The following is a 22014-nucleotide window of genomic DNA, read 5'->3' as shown; positions in this document are numbered from 1 at the left end:
TGTCACAAGCCGCCGGCCCATACGCCCCTGCCCCCGCCCCCGGCATGCCGCCATACGGTCCGGCGCAACCCGGGCCGCGACCGTACCCACAACAGCCGCAAGCCAACCCCACGCTGCTCAAACGCGAAGCGCTGATCCGTCGCGGCACGCCGCTGACCGTCGCCTGCATGGCTCCGGTGGCGATTCTCGCGGCGGCCATGCCGCTGGCCGGCATGATGCTCGCGTGCGCGCTGTGCTGGCTGCTGCTCACGCTCGGCTATTCGGCTGACGCACGGCTGAAGCGCGAATACCGTCGCGGCGGCCGGCGCACGGCCGGCGACACGGCGATGTCCGTGGTCACGCTGCCATGGCACCTGCTGCGCGGCCTGGCGCAGGCGGTGCCGCGCACGCTGCTCGCCACGGCGGTGCTCGCCTTGGGAACGACGCTGTTCACGCTGATCCTCGGCTCACCGACCATCAACCTGGGTTTTTCGCTGTTCGGCATCGACGTCGTACTGCCGGTGGTGGCGACCGCGGCCTTCTCCCCCGCCGGCCTGACCATCGCGGCGAGCGCGGCCGCAGGGTGGGCGTCCGGCATGATCGCGCCGGCGCCGACGATCATGCGGCTCGGCGCAGGCGCGGCGATGGGCGCAGGGTCGGCGGTGAACGAGCTCGGCGGCCATGTGAACCCGACGCTCGACAACGCGATGGTCGGCTCGACAGTGGGCGCGAACCGCTCCGGCCGCGCGATCGTGATATGGATCATATGGGGAATAATTACGCTATCAGCGTGCGTGGCGGTCGCCCTCGGCGGCGGCATCGACTGGTGGCCGCTGCCGTACAGCGTCGTCTGAATCGTCACATTCCGCGGTATTCCAGCGATTCCGACTATCCAGCCACCATAAAACAGACGCATACGGACCAACTGCCGATCACCGCCGCCGCGGCCGCGCGCACGGACCGGCAGCCGAGAAAATGGACGCTCCATATTACTATGGGCGAAGGGTTCAAGACAGCCGGAAAGGGAATACCGTGGCACAGAGCAAGAAACCAGCAGACAAACGCAACACGCGCGCGAACCGTCGCGCCGCCGAAGAGCGGGCGGCGAAGGAACGCGCCGAGCAGGCCGCCAAGGAACGCAGGCAGCAGACCATCATCGGCGCGATCGTCGTCGTGATCGTCGTCGCGCTGCTGGCGGTCGCGGGCGTCGCCATCTGGAACGCCATCGAGAAGAACAAGAAGAACAACATCAGCGAATCGCAGGCGTACGAGCAGCTCCAGCAGGTCGAAACGAAGCCGGAGCGGGCCGACAAGAAGGGCGGCTTCCTCCTCTCGAGCGAAGGCTACGGCAAGACCGTGGCCGGCGCGCCGACCGTCGCCGTGTATTTCGATCCGCTGTGCCCCGGCTGCGGCGAGTTCAACCGCCAGGTCGACCCGACGCTGATCTCGATGGTCAACGCCGGCCAGATCAACCTCGAGCTTCATCCGATGTCGTTCATGGACCAGTACTCGACCGACGAGTACTCGAGCCGCGCATCCGGCGCGGTCGCCTACATCGCCGACCATGACGACGACTACAACCACCTGCTCAAGTTCATCGCGAACATCTACGCCGAGGACTTCCAGCCGGGCGAGGCGAGCGAATACAAGTCGGTGAGCAACGACAAGCTCAAGGAGCAGGCCGTCAAGGCCGGCGTGTCGAAGTCCGTGGCCGACAAGGCGTTCGGCGGCGAATACAAGGCGTGGCTGGAAGCGATCAACATCTACACGCCGAAGCGGCCCGAACTGTGGCAGGTGACCGGCTCGTACAAGGGCACGATGAGCACGCCGACCATCACCATCAACGGCAACTACTGGGATCGCAACCAGCTGAGCCTCGCCGGACTCGACATGAAGAACGGCCTCATCCAGTCGCTCGGCATGACCTCCAGCCAGGTGGGCCAGAAGGGCGTGATGCCGTCCATCGGCGCATCCGGCAAGCCGATCTCGCTGACGACCGGCAAGTGACCGGCCGCAGCGCGGGGAGACGCGCATAGCGGGAAGCCGCCGGACTGTCGACCTTTCGCGGGGCCGGCTGCCCGGCGGCTTTTTCGTTGTGGCGTTCGATTGCGGCCTCCGGGCGGGGCGCGCGCAGGTCGGCCGGACGCGAGTCGGCCGGACGACGTCGCTGCCGGTCTGACGCCGCCGGTCCGTCGCCGCCGGTCTGACGACACTGCTAAGCTGGTCAGCGTTCGATTGCGCCCGGCTGTTGCAAGGCCGGATGCGGTGCGACAGCGCCTCCTTAGCTCAGATGGCCAGAGCGGCCGCCTTGTAAGCGGCAGGTCGTCGGTTCGATCCCGACAGGAGGCTCGCGACACGGCGTGCCTGAAAATGGCGCGACCTGATACTATATATAGATGAGCGTAGCAATTCATCAGTCATGCCCTTGCGACGTGACGGGACGATGACGCATCAACAACGATGCCGGGCCGCGCGACAAATGAAAACGTACCTTGTGTAAGTGCCAGAAGCCTTCCCCCAACTTATGGCTTCTGGAAGGCAGAGCGTCCCCCAACCAGCTCTGCCCTTCAAGGGGGCGGGACAATCCCCTTCTCTCCCGCCCCCTTTTTCTTTACCTTTTTCAGGCCCGCAGTGAAATCGGCCAGATTTGCGGCGCATTCCGGAGTAGACGGGCATCACCTCATGTACACCGCCGCCGACTCGCCACCGCGGGGCCGCAAAAACGGCTTCATCCCGCCAATCCTTATTTCAGGAAAACCCTTGATACTCCAGCCCATGCCCGTCTACTCCGGAATGCACCCGCCACGAAGCCAAAAACACCGCGCCCGGGCCGACATGTGGAAGTATGGGTGACGGTTCGCGGCCGGACGCACGCACATCCACGCCGTTTCGCTACAATGTGGGTGATTATGCCGCGTCCCGTCTGCTGCGCCCCACTGGCCGACCGCAAGACGCGCGAGGCACAAGGAAGGATGGCTTATGGCTCGGCGGTGGACTCCACAACGATTCGTTCGGATGCGTCGCTTGCGAGTGGCGCTCTGTGCGGCGGCCGTGCTCCTCGGCTCGACCGCCACGTTCGGCTTCACGGCCCGCAAGTCCGTGGCGCTCAGCGTGAACGGCGAGACGCGGACGGTCGTCACGTATGCCGGCAGCGTGGACCGGCTGCTTGAGGAGCAGGGCGTCTCCGTGCGCTCCCACGACCTCGTGCAGTCGACGAACGGCGGCACGCTGCGCAATCATGACGTGGTGTCCGTGCGCAGCGCCTACCAGACCACCATCAGCATCGACGGCCAGCAGATCCCGTTCTGGACCGTGGCGACGAGCGCCGACCAGCTGCTCGGCTTCTTCCAGCAGAACGAGAACAAGGCCGCGAAGGTCACCGTTGACATCAACAACGTGTACAACCAGCTGACCGGCGGCCTGGTGATCAACGCGTCCGGCCCGGTCACGGTCATCGCGGACGGCAAGTCGTCCGTCGCGCCGAACGGCAAGCTGCCTGCCGCGTCGATCCTCGATTCCAAGGGCATCGTGCTCGGCAAGGAGGATCGCGTCAGCGTCGAGAAGGACGGCGGCAAGACCGTGCTGCGCGTGCGCCGCGTCACGCACGGCCAGGAGACGACGACCGTGGCCATCCCCCATGGCACGCAGACCATCGTCGACGAGTCGCTGGAACCGGGCGAGACGGTCATCCGCGAGCAGGGCGAGGACGGCGAGAAGAAGCAGGTCTACAACGTCACGTACGTGGACGGCAAGGCCGAAACGCGCACGCTGGTTTCGGAGACGACGACGAAGCTGTCGATCGACACGATCATCGCCGTCGGCCCGGAGAAGACGGAGGAGCCGAGCGATGGTTCCGGTGACGGGAGCGGCACGTCGAACGGCTCCGGCTCGTCGGATAAGGGGAACGCCGGGTCCGGGAGCGGCGACTCCGGGAACTCAGGCAGCTCCAGCGGCGACAAGGACGCCGACAAGAACGATTCCGGCAACAGCGGCAACAACAGCGACGGCTCTGACAAGAACAATTCAGGGTCGGGGAACTCCGGGAACAGCGGCAACTCCGGCAATTCGGGGAACTCGGGGAACTCGGGGAACTCCGGGTCAGGGAACGGCAACAGCGGCAACTCCGGTTCGGGTTCCGGCAACGGCTCGGGCAGCGGAAACGGCAACGGCTCCGGGTCTGGATCTGGGTCTGGTTCCGGTTCGGGCAGCGGCAGCGGTTCGGGTTCCGGTTCCGGCAATGGTTCCGGTTCGGGCAGCGGATCTGGGTCCGGCAACGGGTCAGGTAGCGGATCGGGCTCAGGCTCCGGAAGCTCGCAGGGACGCCTGTGGCATCCCACGGTCGCGCAGGCCAAGGCGTACGCCTCCGGCGCGGCGGCCCAACGCGGCTGGACGGGCGCCGACTGGACGGCCCTCGAAAAGCTGTGGACCCGCGAATCCGGCTGGCTGTGGAACGCGGAGAACAAGTGGTCCGGCGCGTACGGCATCCCGCAGTCGCTGCCTGCCAGCAAAATGGCCGAGTTCGGCGCGAACTACCGTGACGACGGCGCCGTGCAGATCGACTGGGGACTCGCCTACATCGCACAGCGATACGGCAGTCCGTCGAAGGCCTGGCAGCATTCCGAAACCGTCGGCTGGTACTGATCAAAAGCGAGCGATATGACTGACAACACTGCTATCACCAACGAGATGGACGCGACCACCGTGTCTCCCGCCGAGTCCGCCGGCCGCCTGCTCGGCGCGGCCGACATCCGCGCCATCGCCGCGCAGGCCGGCATCAGCCCCACCAAGAAGTTCGGGCAGAACTTCGTCATCGACCCGGGCACCGTGCGCCGCATCGTGCGCGCGGCCGGCGTCGACGCGACCACGCACGTGCTGGAGGTCGGCCCGGGGCTCGGCTCGCTGACGCTGGCGATCCTCGAGACCGGCGCGCGCATGACCGCCGTGGAGATCGATCCGCCGGTGGCCGAGCGCCTGCCGCACACCATCGCCGAATACATGCCCGACGCGGCCGGCCGCTTCGCCGTGATCAACCGTGACGCGCTGCAGGTCACGCCGACCGACCTGCCGGACTTCGACGACGGCACGCCGTTCACGCTCGTGGCGAACCTGCCGTACAACGTGGCGACGCCGATCATCCTCACGCTGCTGGAACGGTTCGCCGACCTGCAGGCGTTCACCGTCATGGTGCAGAAGGAGGTCGCCGACCGTCTGGTCGCCGTGCCCGGCTCGAAGATCTACGGTGCGCCGAGCGTCAAGCTGGCCTGGTACGGGCGGTCCGAGCGTGCCGGCAACATCGGCCGTCACGTATTCTGGCCGGCGCCGAACGTGGACTCCGCGCTGGTGAGCTTCACCCGGTACGCGGCCGACGGCGACGGCAACGACAACAACAACGGCGCCGCCGCGCGCGATCCGCAGCTGCGCGAGACGACGTTCGCGCTCATCGACGCCGCGTTCAGCCAGCGCCGCAAGACGCTGCACGCGGCGCTCAAGCACACGTCGTTCGACGGCGTCACGTGCGGTGACGACGTGTTCGCCGCGGCCGGCATCGACCCGACCCGTCGCGGCGAGACGCTGACCATCGACGAGTTCGTCGCGCTGGCGAGGGCCGTGCGCGAGGCGGCCGCCACGACGCACGGCGACGAACCGCAGGAAGCGCAGGCGGACGCATGACGGCAGTGGAAGTGCGCGTCCCGGCGAAGACGAACCTGACCCTGCACGTGGGCGAGCCGCACGCGGAGTGGGGCGGCCGCCACGCGCTGGACACAGTGTATTGCGCGGTCGGCGTCTACGACACGATCCGCGTCGAAGACAAGGCTCCCGGCAGCGGCTTTTCGCTGGACCTGTGCGGCGAGCATCTGGGCGATCTGGCGGCCAGCGACAGCGACATGCGGCGCAACCATGCGGTGCTCGCCCTGTTCGCGTTGGCCGAGGCGGCCGGACGCGAGCCGGACGTGGCGTTGGGCATCACCAAGACGATCCCCGTGGGCGCGGGGCTGGGCGGCGGCTCGGCGGATGCGGCCGGCACACTGCTCGCGCTCAACGAACTGTGGGGGCTCGGCTGGCCGCTGGAACGGCTGCGGCCGATCGCCGCGAAACTCGGCGCGGACATGCCGTTCTGCCTGGGCGGCGGCTATGCGCGCGGCACCGGTTTCGGCGAGGCCATCGAACCGCTTGACGACGATGACGAGACCGTGCGCGATCTCAAACGCCGCGGTTTTGCCGGCTCCGTACTCGTCGGCGCGTATCACACGCAGCTGAGCACGCCGGAGGTGTATCGTACGTTCGACCGCGTGGGCGCCGGGGATGGCGAGGAGAACCATCTGCAGCGTGCGGCGGTCGCGTTGCACCCGCGCAGCGGACATGCGATCGAGGCGGCGCTGGCGGCCGGCGCAAGCCAGTCGTTCGTCTCGGGTTCCGGCCCGTCGGTCATCGCGTTCGCGCCGGACGACGAAAGCGCGAGGCGTATCGTGGCGGCGTGGGAACGTGACGGCGTCGTGGACCGTATCATCGCGGCCGACGCCCCCGCAACGCCGATTGTGACGGCGGATACGTCACAGGCCGCTCGCCGCGACACCTAGCATCGCCGGGCACGATCCGGCAGGCGTGTGACGCTCCCCCAGTCGGCTCCGCCGACAGCCCCCTCCACCGAGGGGGCCGAGACAGGGGTCGCCGCACAGCGGCGCCGCGGACCATCAACCGCGTCAGACTGTACCGATAATCTGTGAACCATCGTCAACGAGAAGGACGGCAACCATGACCCAGCAATATGACGAACGTGCGGAACGCAAGCGTTACATCCGCCGCCGCCAGCAGTTCGTATTCAGCATCGTCGGCGCCATCATGGCGGTGGTGCTCGTCGTCTCCATGCTGTTCTACTTCCACGTGGGCGGGCTCGGCGTGAGCGCCACCGCCGCGGTGAAGCCGAACTACGGCGTGCGCGTGCCCTGCTCGGTCAAGGACGCCAGCAAGAAGAACCAGAAGTACACGAACTACGCGAACGTGAAGGTGCGCGTGCTCAACGGCACGGATTCCGCCGGTTTCGCGCGCGCGGTCGGCCAGGCGCTGCAGAACCGCCAGTTCTCGGTCGTCGGCTTCGCCAACTACAAGAGCACGAAGGTGGAGCGTACGACCATCTATTTCGGCAAGAACGCGATCAACGACGCGTACACGCTCAACACGAACTTCACCGACGCGGTCATGGTGATGGACGATCGTAAGGACAAGCTGGTCGACGTGGTGATCGGCGCCACGTTCAACAACCTCACCGATCAGGACGAGCTGCCGAGCGGCGACGAGTCCATCAAGGACTTCGACGGCTGCGTGAGCGCCGACGCGATGGGCGCCCTGCCCAAGGCCATCGACCACACCGAGGTGAATTAGGCGTAGCGGGGGCGGCTCTGCGCGGGTGGCGCTCCCCCAGTCTTCGCTACGCTCAGACAGCCCCCTCCACCGAGAGGGCCGAGGACGTGCCAGTCCTGCCGGTATTGACGGACCGTACTCGTAGCGACTTTACGAGTACGGTCCGTTGATTTTTTGTGACGGAGCGTACTCAAACGGGGTGGTACGAGTACGGTCCGTTGCGAAAGCGGGTGGCGCTCCCCCAGTCGGCTCCGCCGACAGCCCCCTCCACCGAGGGGGCCAAGGCCAATGATTCTCCCAACGCCATTTCCGCTGTTTGCTTCACGGCTCGGCCTTCCGCCGGCGCTGGTGGGGCCGAGGACGTGCCAGTCCTGCCGGTATTGACGGACCGTACTCGTAGCGACTTTACGAGTACGGTCCGTTGTGTGGTGGGTCACTGGTTGTCGGCGTACCAGCGCTTGAGCTCGGCGACGGCGATGTCGTGGTCGACCGGGCCGTTATCAAGACGGTACTCGAGCATGTGCTTGTACGCGCGGCCGACCTCGGGGCCGGGGTCCAAACCGAGGATCTGCATGATCTCGTTGCCGTCCACGTCCGGGCGGATCGCGTCGAAGTCCTCCTTCTCCTTGAGCTCGCGCACACGCTGCTCCATCTCGTCCATCGCGGACGAGAACACCATCGCCTTGCGCCGGTTCTGCGTGGTCGCGTCGGCGCGCGTCAGACGGTTCAGACGCTCGTACAGCGGTCCCGCGTCCTTGACGTAGCGGCGCACCGCAGAGTCGGTCCACGGCTCGTCCACATACCCGTGGAAGCGCAGGTGCAGGTTGACCAGCTCGCTGACGTCCTCGACGATGTGATGGTCGAAGCGCAGCGCCTTCAGCCGCTTGCGCGTCATCTTCGCGCCGACCGCATCGTGATGGTGGAAGCTGACCTTGCCGCCCGCCTCGAACCGGCGGGTCTTCGGCTTGCCGATGTCGTGCATGAGCGCGGCGAGCCGCAACGTCAGGTCGGGGCCGGGCACCGGGCCGTCAGGACCGGTTTCGAGCGCCACGGCACGGTCGAGCACAATCATCGTGTGCTCGAAGACGTCCTTGTGACGGTGATGCTCGTCGATCTCCAGCTGCAGCGCCGGGATCTCGGGGAACACCTCGTCGGCGAGGCCGGACTCCACGAGCGCCTCGACGCCGGCGCGCGGACGGTCCGACAGCAGCAGCTTCGTCAGCTCGTCGCGCACGCGCTCGGCCGAGACGATGGCGATGCGGTCGGTCATCTCGCTGATCGCCGCGGCGGTGTCGGGCGCGATGCGGAAGCCGAGCTGGGCGACGAACCGCACCGCGCGCATCATGCGCAGCGGATCGTCATCGAACGACTGGTACGGGTCGACCGGCGTGCGCAGTACGCCCTTGGCCAAATCGTTGGCGCCGCCGAACGGGTCGACGAACTCGAGCTGCGGCACACGCAACGCCATCGCGTTGACGGTGAAGTCACGACGGGAGAGGTCGCCTTCCAGCGAATCGCCGTAGCTGACCTCCGGCTTGCGCGAGTCGGGATCGTACTGGTCGGAGCGGTACGTCGTCACCTCGACTTTGACCTCAGTGCCGTCCTCGCGCCGGCGCATCGCGCCCAGCGTGCCGAACTTGCGGCCCATGTCCCAGAAACCGTCGCGGCCCCAATGCCGCAGGATCGGCTCGAACTCTTCGGGCCGCGCGGACGAGCAGAAGTCGAGGTCGTGGGACTTGCGGTGCAGGAGCAGGTCACGTACCGGACCGCCCACCAACGCCAGCTCATAGCCGTGCTCCGCGAAGAGGTGTCCAAGTTCAATGGCCTCTGGCCATACTTCGAAATTCACGCGAGACCTTTCCGTACAGTTTTCGTCAGTTCCATCGGCATTTCCACTGCATATCGCCGCTTTTATGCGTATTCAAGCATACCGTTACCCCACCTGCACACGGTATTGAGTAAGGTGGAAGGCATGATTACGCCCGCAGACCTCGCGCGCATGCTTGCGCATGTTGCGGGCAACCATACCCAAAACGCCCCCGATCCGCTGGAACCGGACACGTTGCTGTACTCGTCGACCGGCCCGCGGCCCCAGTTGCAGGCCGCCGCACAGGACACTGCGCAGGACCCTGTGCAGGCCGCGTCCGAAGCGGCGTCGCCGACACCGTCGGCCCCTGCCGCAGCAGTCCCGGCAGCGTCAATCCCGCCGACGTCAATCCCGGCAACGCCGGCCATGCCGACTCCGGCGACCATCGCCATGCCGTCCGCGCGGCCCAAACCGCACCCGGGACTGCACCATTCGCCGCGCATCACGGCGCAGATCACGACGCGCGGCATGAAGACGCTCGACGCGCCGGCCGGACCGTGCGCGCCCACACCTGCGATGATGCCGCCGCGACGCTCCGGCGACGGCCCGACGACCTTCGCGTCGCTGGACGCGCAGGAGCTGCCGGTCGTGCGCGAGTATTCGGCGGGCGGCCTCGTGTTCGACGACCGCGGCCGCGTGGCCATCATCGCCCGGCATTCGCGCAACGGCCATCTGGAATGGTGTCTGCCCAAGGGGCATATCGAAAAGGGCGAGACGCCGCAGCAGACCGCCGTTCGCGAGGTGCACGAGGAGACGGGCATCCTGGGCGAGGTGGTGGAATCCATCGCGACCATTGACTACTGGTTCACCGGCACCAGCCAGCGCGTGCACAAGCTCGTGCATCATTTCGCGTTGCGCAAGGTCGGCGGCGAGCTGACGGTGGAAGGTGACCCGGACCATGAGGCCGAGGACGCGATCTGGGTGGATTTCGAGGATCTGGACGACGTGCTCAGCTACCCCAATGAGCGCAAGATCGCATGGCTCTACGCAAGGAAAATGAAGCAGGTATGATCTCGAACCGACCGGCGCACGGGCGATCCGTGCCTTTCGTTGACCTCAAGGAACGTTGGCGGCGGCTGATTGCAGTGCCGTTCGTCGCAGTGCCGTTCGTAGCAGTGCTGCTGTCCGCCGCGATGCTGTTCGCCGCGCTGCCCGCGACGGCTCTCGCCGACGACGGCACGGACATCGCCGCCAGCGAGAGCGCCGACGACAACAGCGGCAGCGACGACGTCACCAAGCCGACGATCTCGATCGACCGGTCCACGCCGGTGGTGACCGACACCACCGGCTATTCGATTACCGTGACCGTGAGCAACCCGACCGACGGCGACCTGCCGAAGGGCTCGCTGACCGTGGCCTACAATCCCATGTACACGTTCGTCTCGCGCACGGACATGCAGCATTGGGCGGAAGGCGACGTCTCGATCCCCGTGCGCACGGTGCTCGGCACGGCCGACGTGCCGGCCATCAAGGCGGGCGGCACAGCCCGTGCGACGGTGACCGCGTCCGCCGCGACGGACGCCATGAAGGCGCTGCAGTCGTGGGGTCCGAAGCCGTTGATGGTCACCTACGCGCCCGGCGTGGACGCGGCCGGCAACGCGACCGCCGACGGCAACGCGACCGCCGACAGCCGGCCGGTCAGCATCCACAGCTTCCTCACCCGCTCGGCGCAGGGCATCGACACCGCGGCCACGCCGCCGATGAACATCACCCTGGTCATGCCGCTCATCGACACCGACCGCACGGCGAACGACACCGCCATCGACCAGCTCGTCTCGCACGGCGGCAACGTCACCGCCGAGTCCGTCGTGGCAGCCGGCAAAGCCAAAGCCAAGACCAGCGGAACGTCAACGTCCGGCGCACAAGACGACAGCAAGACCGCCGCAAGCCCGGCCGACAGCGGCAGTGCGGCTGACGACACGACCGACAGCGGCAACAGCAACAGCGATGCCGCCGCCCAAACGGCCACGAGCGCGAAACTGGCCGTCGCCGCCAAGCACGGCTCGCTGCAGGTCATCGCCGACCCCACGTCGCTGAGCACCGCCACCCAGCAGAGCACGGCCGCACAGTCCGGCAGCCAGGCCAACGGCACCACGCAGCAGGCGCACATCGCCGCGGTCATGCAGCCATCGAACTTCGACATCACCGCCTACGCGGCGCTCGACCGCGCGCAGGCGTACACGCAAGCCGGCATCAGCACAGACAGCTGGACCGCCAAGGCCGCGCTGGCCAAGACCAACCAGACCGGCACCACGATCGCCTGGCAGGGCGAGGCCGACTGGACCAGCCAGGCGCTCACCACGGCCAAGAAGCAGGGATACGGCATCGTCATCGCCGCGCACGACTTCGACGCGAACGACACCGCCACCGTGCACACCGGCAAATACGTGGTCTCCACGCAGGCGGGCGACGTGACCGTGCTCGCCGAACAGGAGGAGCTCGGCAATCTCGCCAAAGGCAAGGCGACCAGCGGCGACGCCGACGGCGAGACGACCAACGCGGGCCGCATCGCACGGTTCGTCGCGCAAAGCGCGTTCTACCAGATGGAGCAGCCGTACGCGGCACAGAACCGCAACCTGCTCGTCTGCTTCTCCCCCACCACGCCGGCCGCCGTGATCGACCGCATCGCCACCGCCGTCGAACAGTCCACGTGGCTGCAGTCCGGCAGCCTCGACAGCCTCATCAACTCGGAGACCTACCAGTCAGGCGACACGGCGAAGCAGACCGTGCCGACCAACGACCATCTGAGCGCGAAACGCAAGTCGCGGATCGAGGACGCGCTCGCCGCGCTCAAGGCGAGCCGCGGCGACATCGAACGGTTCGCCGACACGATCCTCACCGACCGCAAGTCCGCGAAGACATGGGTCGACACGCTGCTCGCCGCGCACACGAACCTCGCCATGAACGCGCTGTCCGCAACGGCCAGAACCGCCAACGTCGACTCGTTCGTAGCCGGCGCGAAACGGCTCGGCGCCGGCATGTTCGACGGCGTGACCATCAAGCCGACCGAGCCGGTGACCGTGGTGAGCGAGACCGCGAAGATGCCGGTCACCATCAGCAACAGCCACCCGTACCCCGTGCGCGTGCAGGTCTCGTCGCTCACCGACTCGATGGAGATCGTCACGTCGCGGCTCAGCGAGGTGACCGTGCCCGCGAACGGCGAGGCGCAGGTCACGTTCGCCATCCGCGTGGCGACAAGCGGCAAAGCGGTCGCCCACGTCACGCTGCAGGACGTCGAGGGACGGCGGTTCGGCGGCGAACAGGACACGTCCATCACGAGCGTGCTGCGCATCAGCGACAAGACCGGCTTCGTGATCATCGGACTGTCGGTCGTGTTGGGCCTGCTCGGCCTGTGGCGGCAATTCAACCGAAAGAAGGACCCTGACGAATGAGCACCACCGTAGGACGCAACTCGCTCATCATGGCGGTCGGCACGGCCGCATCCCGCGTGACCGGCCAGATCAGGACGATCTTCCTGGTCGGCGCGCTCGGCACGACGGGCATCGCGGCCAACGCCTACCAGGCGGGCGCGCAGATCCCGCAGGTGATCTTCAACCTGCTGTCCACCGGCATCTTCAACGCGGTGCTCGTGCCGCAGATCGTGCGCACGCTGAAAGAAAAGGACGCCGAAGAGCGGCTCAGCAAGCTCATCACACTGTCGATCGCGCTGCTGCTGGCGATGACGCTGCTCATGATGGCCGGCACCCCGCTGCTGACCGCGCTGTACCTGGATTCCAGCTGGAACCCGGCGCAGCGGGCGCTGGCGAACGCGTTCACGCTGTGGTGCATGCCGCAGATCCTGTTCTACGGCCTGTACACGGTGCTCGGCCAGATCCTCGCGGCCAAAGGCCGGTTCGCGACCTACGCGTGGAGTTCGGTGGGCGCGAATGTGATCAGCTGCATTGGTTTCGGCGCGTTCATCGTGATGTTCGGCAACGCCGGCCGCCAGCCGATGAGCTTCTGGACGACCGACAAGGTGGCGTTCACGGCGGGCGCGTGGACGGCCGGCGTCGCGTTCCAGGCGCTCGTGCTGTTCATTCCGCTCATGCGCTGCGGCATCCGGTACCGGCCGCGTTGGGGCGTGCATGGGCTGGGTCTGCGGTCGATGGGTCAGGTGGCCGTGTGGAGCATCGCGATGGTGGTGCTCAACCAGCTGATGGGCATCGTCAACTCGCGTGTGAACACGGGCGCACCGACTGCTGGCGGCGACCTGTACGGCATCGCCGGCAACGCGAGCTACCAGTACGCCTACACGGTGTACATCCTGCCGTATTCGATCATCGCCGTCTCGATCACGACGGCCGTGTTCCCGCGCATGTCGAAGGCGATCAGCGAGCATCGCATCGCCGACGCCCGCGCCGACCTGAGCTCGTCGCTGCGCACGACCGGCCTGGCGATGATCTTCTTCACCGCGGCGATGGCGGCCATGCCGGTGCCGCTGGTCAAGGCGCTCATCCCCTCGGCCACCGTGCACGGTTCGGTGCTCATCTCCGCGCCGCTGCTCGGCCTGCTGGTGGGCCTGGTGCCAACCAGTGCGTTCCTGCTGGTGCAGCGTGCGTTCTACGCCTATGAGGACGGCCGCAGCCCGTTCCTGTTCGCCGCGGTCGACAACGCGGTGCAGCTGGGCCTGCTGCTGGTCGCGTTGCGGCTGACGACTCCGCGCTACTGGGTGCTCATGGTGGCGCTGTCGCTGAGCCTGTCGTACATCATCACGTTCCCGTGGGTGTTCTGGCTGTTGCGCAAGCGGTTCGGCGGGCGGCTCGACGGGCGGCGCATCGTGACGATGCACGTCAAGGCGCTCGTCGCCGGCGCGGTCGCGTACGCGGCCGGCGCACTGCTCAATCCCGTGGTCACGCGGATGGTCGGCGCGAGCGTGGACGGCGGACGCGGCCACATGAACTGGGGGCAGTCGCTGGTCATCTGCGCGGTCGTGGGCATCGTGGTGACGGCCGTGTACGCGGCCGGACTGTGGGTGCTGCGCGTCGACGAGTTCTCGTCGCTGGTGACGTCGGTACTGCGACGGTTCGGCGTGAAGGTGCCGGGGGTTGCTGGTGCTGCGACTGGGACTGAGTCGGGTGCTGTGGCGACAACGTCTGTGGCGGCGACCGCTGGTGCCGGCGACGCCGTTTCGGCGGCTACTGCCGGAACGGCGGGTGAAGCCGCACTTTCTGGTTCTGCTGCACTGTCTGACGGCGTTGCGCATAGCAACGCGCGCGGCTACGTGACTGCGCAGGACGGCGTCGCCGCGCAGCCGCGAACGGCTGCGAACCGCATCGGCTCCGAGACCGCCACCGCCGCATTCCGCAGCGCACGGCGGACCGCCGGTAACGCGGCACGATCCGCAGGCAATACGGCATGGTCCGCAGCCGGTTCGGCTGCCGGCGCGGCACGGGCCGCGAGCGGATCGGCTGTCAGCACCGCTGCCAATGCGGCCGTCAATATCGCAGCTACGGGAGCGACCGCAGCCGTCAAGACAGCGGCAGCCGGAGCCGCGCAGGCCGCGGTCGCGCAGGCCGCATCCCAGGCCGGCGCTGCGGCGGCCGCCGCGGCCATGCCGGCGTCCATCGCGCCGGTCGTGTCCCCGGCGGTCCGCAAAGCCGCCAGCGCGGCCGCACATCTCGCAGGAGCCGGGATGAACGCGGCGGCGAACGCGACGTCCGCACATGCAACGTCCGTGCACGACGCACCCCGCGGCGTGCCGCACGGCAGCGCCGGCACGGTCGCAAACGCCACTGCAAACGCCGTCTCAGCCGCGTCCCACGGCAGCGCGAACGCAGTCTCCCACACGGCCCGGCACAACAGCGGCAGGCGCACGACGGCAGCCGCCGCGCCGACCATCCCCACGGCTAGAATGACAGCAACCCCGCTATCTCAAGGGGTACCATCGCAGCACGGAGAATCGACACTTATGAATCCTCACATGGGAGATACCGTCATCGGACGCTACACCCTCGTCTCGTTGCTCCGTGAGAGCACCGGACTGAGCGCGTGGATCGCCAACGACCGTATGCTGGCGCAATCCTGCCAGCTGTTCATCATCAACGACGTGTCGATCCTCAAGCAGATCAACGACACCGCCTCCACGCTGGCGCTGGCGAACAGCCGGTACTGCACGCCGGTATTGCAGCTGCAGCACGTGGGCAACGTGGCGCTGGTCATCACCGAACCGGACTCCGGCGTCTCGCTCACCGAATACCTGCGCCGCTCGTCCGGCGCCGTGCTCAGCTATGACGCGATCCGCTCGATCATCGGCCAGTGCACGCAGGCGATACGCGAGCTGCTCGACACCGGACTGACGCACACCGCGCTCAACACCGACACCGTGCGAGTGAGCGTGAACGGCGTGCAGTTCGCCGACACCCCCGTCTCCCCCGCGCTTGCCGACTCGTGCGGCGTGCCCGAGTCGAAGGACGACTCGCAGGAGCAGGTCGCCACCCGGCAGCTGTCCGCACTGCTGTACGCGCTGCTCACCCGCACGCCGTCCTCGGCAGACATGACCTTCGACATCGCCGCACTGCCGGCCGACATGCCGATGGAGTTCCGCATGATCTGCCGCCGCGGCCTCGGCCTCGTCGAAAACGGCGAAACCAGCGTCCCGATGGCCACGCTCGCCGAGTTCAGCGCGCTGCTGGGCGGCTGGGAGCCGTTCAGCCAGCTTGCCGAGCATGACATCGCGCTGCCGTCCGTAAGCGGACAGCCGACCATCAGCATGGTCGCGTTGCGTGACACCTCGCAGGACACGATCACCGAACTGCCGAAGGGCCTGGTCACCTCCACGAAACTGCCCGACCTGGCGATCTCCGAAGCCGGCCTGGCCGCCGGCGCCGAAGCGCGGTTCATCGAGGAGCAGAAGCGCGAGAAGCAGGCGTTCCTCGCCGAGCTGCCCGGCGACCCGCCGTCGTCCGAGATTCCGGCGGTAGCGCACGACGAAATCTTCGAACCAGACACGGCCGAACCGTCCAAGTCGCTCGCCTCGCTGCAGTCGCGCGTCGGCCAGATCATGGGCTCGTTCGGCGGCGCCTACGGCGACAACGCGCCGACCGGCGTCACCTCCACGGCCGAAGAGACGGCCATCGAGGCGCCCGTGCCGACGTTCGTCACGCTGCCGCAGTCGTTCCCGCCGGCCGCCAAGCCGCGTCGCACCGGATCGTCGGCCGCGGCGGTGCCGGCCGAGGCGTATGACGGCGTCGCTGGCGGTGCTGCCGGTGCTGCCGGTGCGGGCGCTGCTGGTGGTGCGGATGCGGGTGCCGGTGCTGCCGGTGCGTCACCGGTCGGGCCGACGATGGCCGTGCCGCAGGGTTCGCCGGTCGTCGCCGCAAACGGCACGCTGGACGGCGACGTCGACGAGACGATGATCGGCAGCATCTCGCCGATGGGCGGACGTACCGCGGCCGAGATGGCCGGAACCGCGGGCGCGGGAGCCGTGTCGGGCATGTTCCCGGCCGCCGCGGCCGCAGCGGGTCAGCCGGTACGGATTCCGCCGCAGCGCGACACCGCTGGATCTTCTGAGTCGTTGGCCGCACTGGCCGCGCATTCCGAGCAAGTCGCCGAGAACCGCGCTGCCGCGCAGGCAGGTGTCGCGGGTGCGATGCCGCCGAGCTTCGCCGCGGGTGCGGGCGCGGGTGCGGGCGCGGGAGCCGCGGTGAGCGGTGCCGATCCGAACGCGCTGCCGGGCTCGTCGAAGTCCCGTACGCGCATGACCACGCCGATCGACCGACGTACGCTGTCCGCGATGAGCGGCGGACGGTCCACGGCGGCAGGCAGCACCGGTCAGGTGCCGAGCGTGACCGCGCGCTCGGCGCGGGGCGCGGGCGCCGCGGGTGCGGGCGTGCGTGCCGGTGCGGGTGCCGGTAGCGCGGCGAACGAGCCCGACCGCTTCGACCCGACTGTGACCGTGCCGCTGTTCGGCGGCGACGGTCCGATGCCGCCGGTCGCCCCGGTCATGCCGCCGAGCTTCGCGCCGCAGCAGATCCACCACGTGACGCCGGCCGGCGCGAACGGCACCGGCTCGCCCGACGAGGATCTGCCGAACCAGCCGCTGTGGGGACAGTTCAAGATCAAGGTCATCACCATCATCGTCGCGCTCGTCGTGCTGATCGGCGGCGGCGTCGGTGCGTGGTTCCTGCTCAGCGGCGGCATCAAGGGCATCGGCAACGGCGGCTCCGGCAATCAGGAGGACCTGAACAACAAGGAGCAGATTGACAACGTGCCGTTCGGTGACAACTCGTCCAGCTCGTCGTCTCAGGCGCCGACCGTGCAGCCGCACGTCATCGGCGCAGGCGAAGGCGACGGCATCGAGGTCATTGACGTGACGCTGTGATGCGCGCGGGTTGGCGTGGCTTGCGGGCTGGCGTGCGGGCTGACACGCGAGACGTATGAACCATATGGATGCGGGGCCCCTTTCACCGGTTGGTGGAAGGGGCCCCGTTGATTGCGCACGCGTCCGTTTTCGACCCATGGCCCCGGCTTCCAGTCGAAAACGGACGCTGGGAGCCTGTTTTGCAGTCGTTTGCAACAAGTACCTCGTTGCTCTTGGTCGAAAACGGACGCTACAACATCGTTTTGCGTCCGTTTTCAACCAATCCGACAGCCGGACCAGTCGAAAACGGACCGTACCCGAACGGGTTGGCGGGGTGCTCCGGGATAGTCCGGGATAATCCGGGGGGGCGGGGTGCTCCGGGGTGGACGAAGCGGTCCGAGTACGGTCCGTTGACAATCCCCCAACGGACCGTACTCGTATGGTCCCGCTCGAGTACGGTTCGTCTGGATTAGTCAACCAACCGTACCCGTACGGTCCGCTCGAGTACGGTTCGTTGATATGCAGAATCGTCGGCGGAGGTGCCGGCTGTAAGGTGTCCCGCTGCCATAGAGACTGTCCGTTGTGCGGATGATTCTCGGAATCGGCAACAAGGCCGGGCCGGACACCCCTCACGTCACTCTGCTCGGGCGAGCACAGTGACATAGGTGCGAAATCCCAGTATTTGCAGTCGGTTTCGGCGATACGTCACTCTGCTCGGGCGAGCAGAGTGACGTGGCAGATGTCGCGGAAACCGCCGATACGCACAGCACGAAACAATCCACGGGCAAGCTGCGCACAACTTGCACGAAAGGCCTGTTTTGTCGAGTTGTGATACGGCATCTTCGCCTTGTACCCCTGAAACGGCCCGAATCCGTGCCACAACTTGCACGAAACGGCCTGATAATCGAGTTGTGGCACAGCGGATTGTCACAACTTGCACAAATGGGCCTTCTGTGCAAGTTGTGATACACGCGACGACGGAATCGGCAAGCCGGGCGCGGATATCATGCGCGGACGCACGTTTCGCAATGCCGGCATGTACCGGGCCTGCCTGCGCGAAGGTCATGCCCGGCATCAGGCCGCGTCCCGGTCATCCCTGACATGACCACGCAGTCAAGCGGCCGCCGCACGCCGCACGCACGTCACGGCACGCCGCACGCACATCACGACGGTCCAATAGTCGCCGAAATCGGTGAGAAGCACTCCGCGACTGCGCACGCTGCCACGCTGCCCCCGCAGCATGGCCGAATCCTGCGCACACGCCGTGCACGCCGTATCACGGCACGCTCCGCATGGCCGGGGACCTGCGCGCACGCCGCACGCACATCGCCGCACCAGCGCCCCCGCAGCGCCCGGCTCCCCGCGCACCCGTCCCCGCACGTCACAGCACGTGACGCAGGAAGTCCTTGAACCGCGGTTCGGTCGGGTTCGCGATGATTTCGGGGCCGCCTTTCTCGACCACGACGCCGCCGTCCATGAACACCACCTGATCGGCCACTTCGCGCGCGAACCCGATCTCGTGGGTCACGCACACCATGGTCATGCCATCCTGAGCGAGCGAACGCATGACGCCCAGCACTTCGCCCACGAGTTCGGGGTCGAGCGCGGAGGTCGGCTCGTCGAACAGCATGATCTCAGGTTTCATGGCCAACGCACGCGCGATGGCCACGCGCTGCTGCTGACCGCCGGACAGCTGCGACGGGTAGTAATCGAGCCGGTCGCCGAGCCCCACGCGCTGCAGCTCGGCGACCGCAAGCTCACGCGCCTCGCGCTTGTGCACATGCTTGACGTGCACGGGCGCCTCCATGACGTTCTCGAGCGCGGTCATGTGCGGGAACAGGTTGAACCGCTGGAACACCATGCCCAGCTTGGCGCGCTGCGCGGCCACCTCCTTGTCGTTCAGGGTCTGCAGCACCCGCTGGCCGCCGCGTTCGACCGGCTTGTAGCCGATCATCTCGCCGTTGACGTCGATCTCGCCGCCGGTGAGTGTCTCCAGCTGGTTGATGAGCCGCAGGAACGTGGACTTGCCGGAGCCGGACGGGCCGAGGATCACGGTCACCGTGCCGGGCATGACGGTGAGGTCCACGCCTTTGAGCACGTGCAGTGAGCCGTACGCCTTGTGTACGCCGGTCGCCTTGATGGCTGGAATCGTTGCCATGATGCCTCCCTGTTACGCGTTGAGTCCGGCGAAGGTCGCCTCGTTGAGCTTGCTGACGTCGTCCTGCGGCTCACCGTCCGTTTTGCCGGGGTACGGCGGCTGCTTGCCTTTGGTACCGATCGGGCGCGCGTCGAAACCTTTGCCGAAGTGCCGTTCGAGTCCGGCCTGGATGACCATCATCACGGAGGTGATGAACAGATACCAGATGCAGGCCACGATCAGCAGCGGAATCGGCTTGTACAGTCGGTTGGCGATGGCGTTGGTCGCGTACTGGAGTTCCAGCGTGAACGGCACGGCGATCACGAGGGACGTGCTTTTCAGCATGCCGATGGTCTCGTTGCCGGTGGGCGGGATGATGATGCGCATGGCCTGCGGCAGGATGATGCGGCGCATGATGAGCGTGCGGCTCATGCCGAGCGCTTCGGCGGCTTCGGTCTGGCCGTTGTCGACGGCTTCGAGTCCGGCGCGCATGATTTCGGCCAGATATGCGGCTTCGTTCAATGCAAGCCCAATCCAGGCGGCGTTGAACGCGGTGACGACGACCGACGAGTCGATGCTCCAGAACGAGACGTCCGTGAACGGGATGCCGAGCGAGATCTTGGGTACGAGCACGGAGAACAGGCCCCAGAACACGAGCTGCGTGTAGACGGGCGTGCCGCGGAAGAACCAGATGAAGAACCAGCTCACGCCGCGCAGCACCGGATTGATGGACTTGCGCATGACGGCGAGGATCAGCGACAGGATGATCGCCACCACCATGGAGAGCACGGTGAGTTCGAGCGTGTAGCGCACGCCGCGTAGCACGTTCTCGTTGAACAGGTACTTCCATACGGTCGGCCAGTCGAGGCGCTCGTTGGTGATGAGCCCTTGGATGAGCATGGCCGCGAGCAGCGCCACGATGACGGCCGCGACGACCGGTCCTTTACGGCGCACGGGCAGTGCGTTGATGCGGTTGGGGATGTTCAACCCCTCACCGTCGATGTTCTTCTTCGCCATATCGGTTCTCTTTTCTGCGCTCTGCAATTCGGCATGATGATCGATGGCTTCATGCGGCTGGTTCTTCGTTCCTGACGCCCTGTGGAGGGGGCTGGCGGCGGCTGTGGCTGACGATCGGCGCACCTCGGCCCCCTCGGTGGAGGGCCGAGCCGTATAGCAAACGCCGGAGGCGTTTGTAGGCGAGGAGCGAGCGACAGCGAGCCAGTATTGAGCCGGCCGAAGGCCGTCCTTGATTGCAGGACGCTGTCGGCGGAGCCGACTGGGGGAGCGTCACCCGCCACTGCCGTCACCGCCTACCATCTACCGTATGAAGCCCGTCACATCATCAGTCAAGGTCCGTGGGGTTGATTTCGGCCTTGTCGATCGCGCCGGACTCCACGCCCCAATGCTTGAGGATCTTCAGGTACGTGCCGTCGTCCATGAGCTTGGTGACGGCCTTCTGCACGGCCTCGTCCATCGCCGTGTCGCCTTTCTTGATGGCGATGCCCTGCTTGACGGTGCCGACGTTGCCGCCGAGCGCCTCAAGCTGGCCGTCGGTCTGTCGAATCGCGTAACCGGCGACCGGCGAATCCGCGTAGAACACGTCGGCCTTGCCGGTGACCACGTTGGTGGCGGCGTCGGTCTGCAGTTTGCTGGACAGCACGTCGATCTTCTTGCCGGCCGGGCAGTCGGCGTTCGCGTCGTGCGCTTTCTGCTCCTGTACGGTGCCGATCTGCACGGCGACCTTGAGGCCGCACAGGTTGGAGGTGTCGACCTTGTTCGGATTGCCTTTCTTGACGGCCCACGTGGAGCCGGCCTTGTAGTAGCTGACGAAGTCGACGGCGTCGAAACGTTCTTCGGTGATGGTCATGGCGGTGATGCCGAGGTCGTACTTGGAGCCGACGGAGGGGACGATCGAGTCGAACGTGGACGAGACGATATCCGGCTCGAGTCCCATGATCTTGGCGAGGGCGTGCGCGATGTCCACGTCGTAGCCGAGCGGCGTGGTGCCGTCCGCGGCGAGGAATTCGGCAGGTGCGTAGCTGAGTTCCATGCCGACCGACAGTTTGCCGTCGGACTTGACGGAGTCCGGCACGAGCGCGGCAATCTCGTCGTCCTTGGCGATGGAGCTCACGTCGTAGCCTTTGGTGATCTCGTTGTCGGAGGCGGTTTCGCCGCCGTCGCTGGTGCCGCAGGCGGCGAGGGACAGCAGCATGGATACGCCGGCAAGTGCGGCGATGACGGGCTTGAACCTGAACGTCATGAACGTGTTCCTTCACTCTCAGTGTCGTTGCTGGGGAAAACACCATTTTGACGCTGTAGTGAGACATAGGGCGGGGTTTGCGGGGGGGGGGTGGGGGTGCGTGAGCGTCGGTG

12 protein-coding genes, 1 tRNA gene and 1 pseudogene are annotated in these 22014 nt (G+C 66.9%); 10 read left to right on the top strand and 4 right to left on the bottom strand.

The window, feature by feature from the left end; translation table 11 throughout:
- The 7 genes and pseudogenes from F7D09_RS09730 to F7D09_RS09700 form a co-directional block, all read left to right on the top strand.
- Positions 1-833: pseudogene (locus F7D09_RS09730) on the top strand (serine/threonine-protein kinase); the annotation flags it as partial.
- Positions 834-1011: 178 nt separating this feature from the next.
- Positions 1012-1986 (top strand): DsbA family protein, encoded by a 975-nt coding sequence (locus tag F7D09_RS09725; RefSeq protein ID WP_152235298.1) that lies wholly within the window; start codon positions 1012-1014, stop codon positions 1984-1986.
- A 268-nt stretch (positions 1987-2254) separates the two neighbouring features.
- A tRNA-Thr gene (locus F7D09_RS09720) sits at positions 2255-2328 on the top strand.
- 630 nt (positions 2329-2958) lie between these two features.
- Positions 2959-4620, top strand: a complete 1662-nt coding sequence (locus F7D09_RS09715; protein ID WP_152235297.1) for an aggregation-promoting factor C-terminal-like domain-containing protein — start codon at positions 2959-2961, stop codon at positions 4618-4620.
- A gap of 15 nt (positions 4621-4635) precedes the next feature.
- Positions 4636-5649, top strand: a complete 1014-nt coding sequence (gene rsmA, locus F7D09_RS09710; RefSeq protein ID WP_152235296.1) for a 16S rRNA (adenine(1518)-N(6)/adenine(1519)-N(6))-dimethyltransferase RsmA — start codon at positions 4636-4638, stop codon at positions 5647-5649.
- Positions 5646-6557 (top strand): 4-(cytidine 5'-diphospho)-2-C-methyl-D-erythritol kinase, encoded by a 912-nt coding sequence (locus F7D09_RS09705; RefSeq protein WP_193312434.1) that lies wholly within the window; start codon positions 5646-5648, stop codon positions 6555-6557. Before rsmA ends, F7D09_RS09705 begins: the two co-directional genes overlap by 4 nt.
- 175 nt (positions 6558-6732) lie before the next feature.
- On the top strand, positions 6733-7359 hold the full coding sequence (locus F7D09_RS09700; RefSeq protein WP_152235295.1) for a LytR C-terminal domain-containing protein: 627 nt from the start codon (positions 6733-6735) through the stop codon (positions 7357-7359).
- 412 nt (positions 7360-7771) lie between these two features.
- Here F7D09_RS09700 and F7D09_RS09695 read toward each other — a convergent pair whose 3' ends face one another.
- Positions 7772-9187 (bottom strand): CCA tRNA nucleotidyltransferase, encoded by a 1416-nt coding sequence (locus tag F7D09_RS09695; protein WP_152235294.1) that lies wholly within the window; start codon positions 9185-9187, stop codon positions 7772-7774.
- Between the two features lie 123 nt (positions 9188-9310).
- Here F7D09_RS09695 and F7D09_RS11680 point away from each other — a divergent pair, with 123 nt between their 5' ends.
- From F7D09_RS11680 to F7D09_RS11535, 3 genes are read left to right on the top strand one after another with little or no spacing between them, the layout of a single operon-like run.
- Positions 9311-10216 carry an NUDIX hydrolase gene (locus F7D09_RS11680; protein ID WP_152235293.1) on the top strand — a complete coding sequence of 302 codons (906 nt, stop codon included), beginning with the start codon at positions 9311-9313 and terminating at the stop codon, positions 10214-10216.
- 29 nt (positions 10217-10245) lie between these two features.
- On the top strand, positions 10246-12597 hold the full coding sequence (locus F7D09_RS09685; protein ID WP_226836225.1) for a DUF6049 family protein: 2352 nt from the start codon (positions 10246-10248) through the stop codon (positions 12595-12597).
- Positions 12594-17525: a murein biosynthesis integral membrane protein MurJ gene (locus F7D09_RS11535; protein ID WP_226836223.1), complete on the top strand. Its 4932-nt coding sequence runs from the start codon at positions 12594-12596 to the stop codon at positions 17523-17525. Before F7D09_RS09685 ends, F7D09_RS11535 begins: the two co-directional genes overlap by 4 nt.
- Positions 17526-18885: 1360 nt before the next feature.
- On the opposite strand, the gene F7D09_RS09675 is transcribed toward F7D09_RS11535, so the two are convergent.
- The 3 genes from F7D09_RS09675 to F7D09_RS09665 form a co-directional block, all read right to left on the bottom strand.
- Entirely contained in the window at positions 18886-19662 is a 777-nt protein-coding gene (locus F7D09_RS09675) for an amino acid ABC transporter ATP-binding protein (RefSeq protein ID WP_152235291.1), read from the bottom strand.
- 12 nt (positions 19663-19674) lie between these two features.
- A complete protein-coding gene (locus F7D09_RS09670) occupies positions 19675-20658 on the bottom strand; it encodes an amino acid ABC transporter permease (RefSeq protein ID WP_152235290.1) in 984 nt (327 codons plus the stop codon).
- A 325-nt stretch (positions 20659-20983) separates the two neighbouring features.
- Positions 20984-21901, bottom strand: coding sequence for an ABC transporter substrate-binding protein (locus F7D09_RS09665; RefSeq protein WP_152235289.1), 918 nt, complete (start codon positions 21899-21901; stop codon positions 20984-20986).
- Positions 21902-22014: the final 113 nt, after the last annotated feature.

This window comes from Bifidobacterium leontopitheci (genome assembly GCF_009193355.1).
Taxonomy (GTDB): Bacteria; Actinomycetota; Actinomycetes; order Actinomycetales; family Bifidobacteriaceae; genus Bifidobacterium; species Bifidobacterium leontopitheci.
The sequence above is the reverse complement of the archived record's forward strand: the minus strand, read 5'-3'. Positions and strand labels throughout refer to the sequence as shown.

Coding starts and splice junctions, on each gene's coding strand:
- F7D09_RS09715 (WP_152235297.1), top strand. CDS start 2,959: ATGGCTCGGCGGTGGACTCCACAACGATTCGTTCGGATGCGTCGCTTG.
- rsmA (WP_152235296.1), top strand. CDS start 4,636: ATGACTGACAACACTGCTATCACCAACGAGATGGACGCGACCACCGTG.
- F7D09_RS09705 (WP_193312434.1), top strand. CDS start 5,646: ATGACGGCAGTGGAAGTGCGCGTCCCGGCGAAGACGAACCTGACCCTG.
- F7D09_RS09700 (WP_152235295.1), top strand. CDS start 6,733: ATGACCCAGCAATATGACGAACGTGCGGAACGCAAGCGTTACATCCGC.
- F7D09_RS11680 (WP_152235293.1), top strand. CDS start 9,311: ATGATTACGCCCGCAGACCTCGCGCGCATGCTTGCGCATGTTGCGGGC.
- F7D09_RS11535 (WP_226836223.1), top strand. CDS start 12,594: ATGAGCACCACCGTAGGACGCAACTCGCTCATCATGGCGGTCGGCACG.
- F7D09_RS09675 (WP_152235291.1), bottom strand. CDS start 19,662: ATGGCAACGATTCCAGCCATCAAGGCGACCGGCGTACACAAGGCGTAC.
- F7D09_RS09670 (WP_152235290.1), bottom strand. CDS start 20,658: ATGGCGAAGAAGAACATCGACGGTGAGGGGTTGAACATCCCCAACCGC.
- F7D09_RS09665 (WP_152235289.1), bottom strand. CDS start 21,901: ATGACGTTCAGGTTCAAGCCCGTCATCGCCGCACTTGCCGGCGTATCC.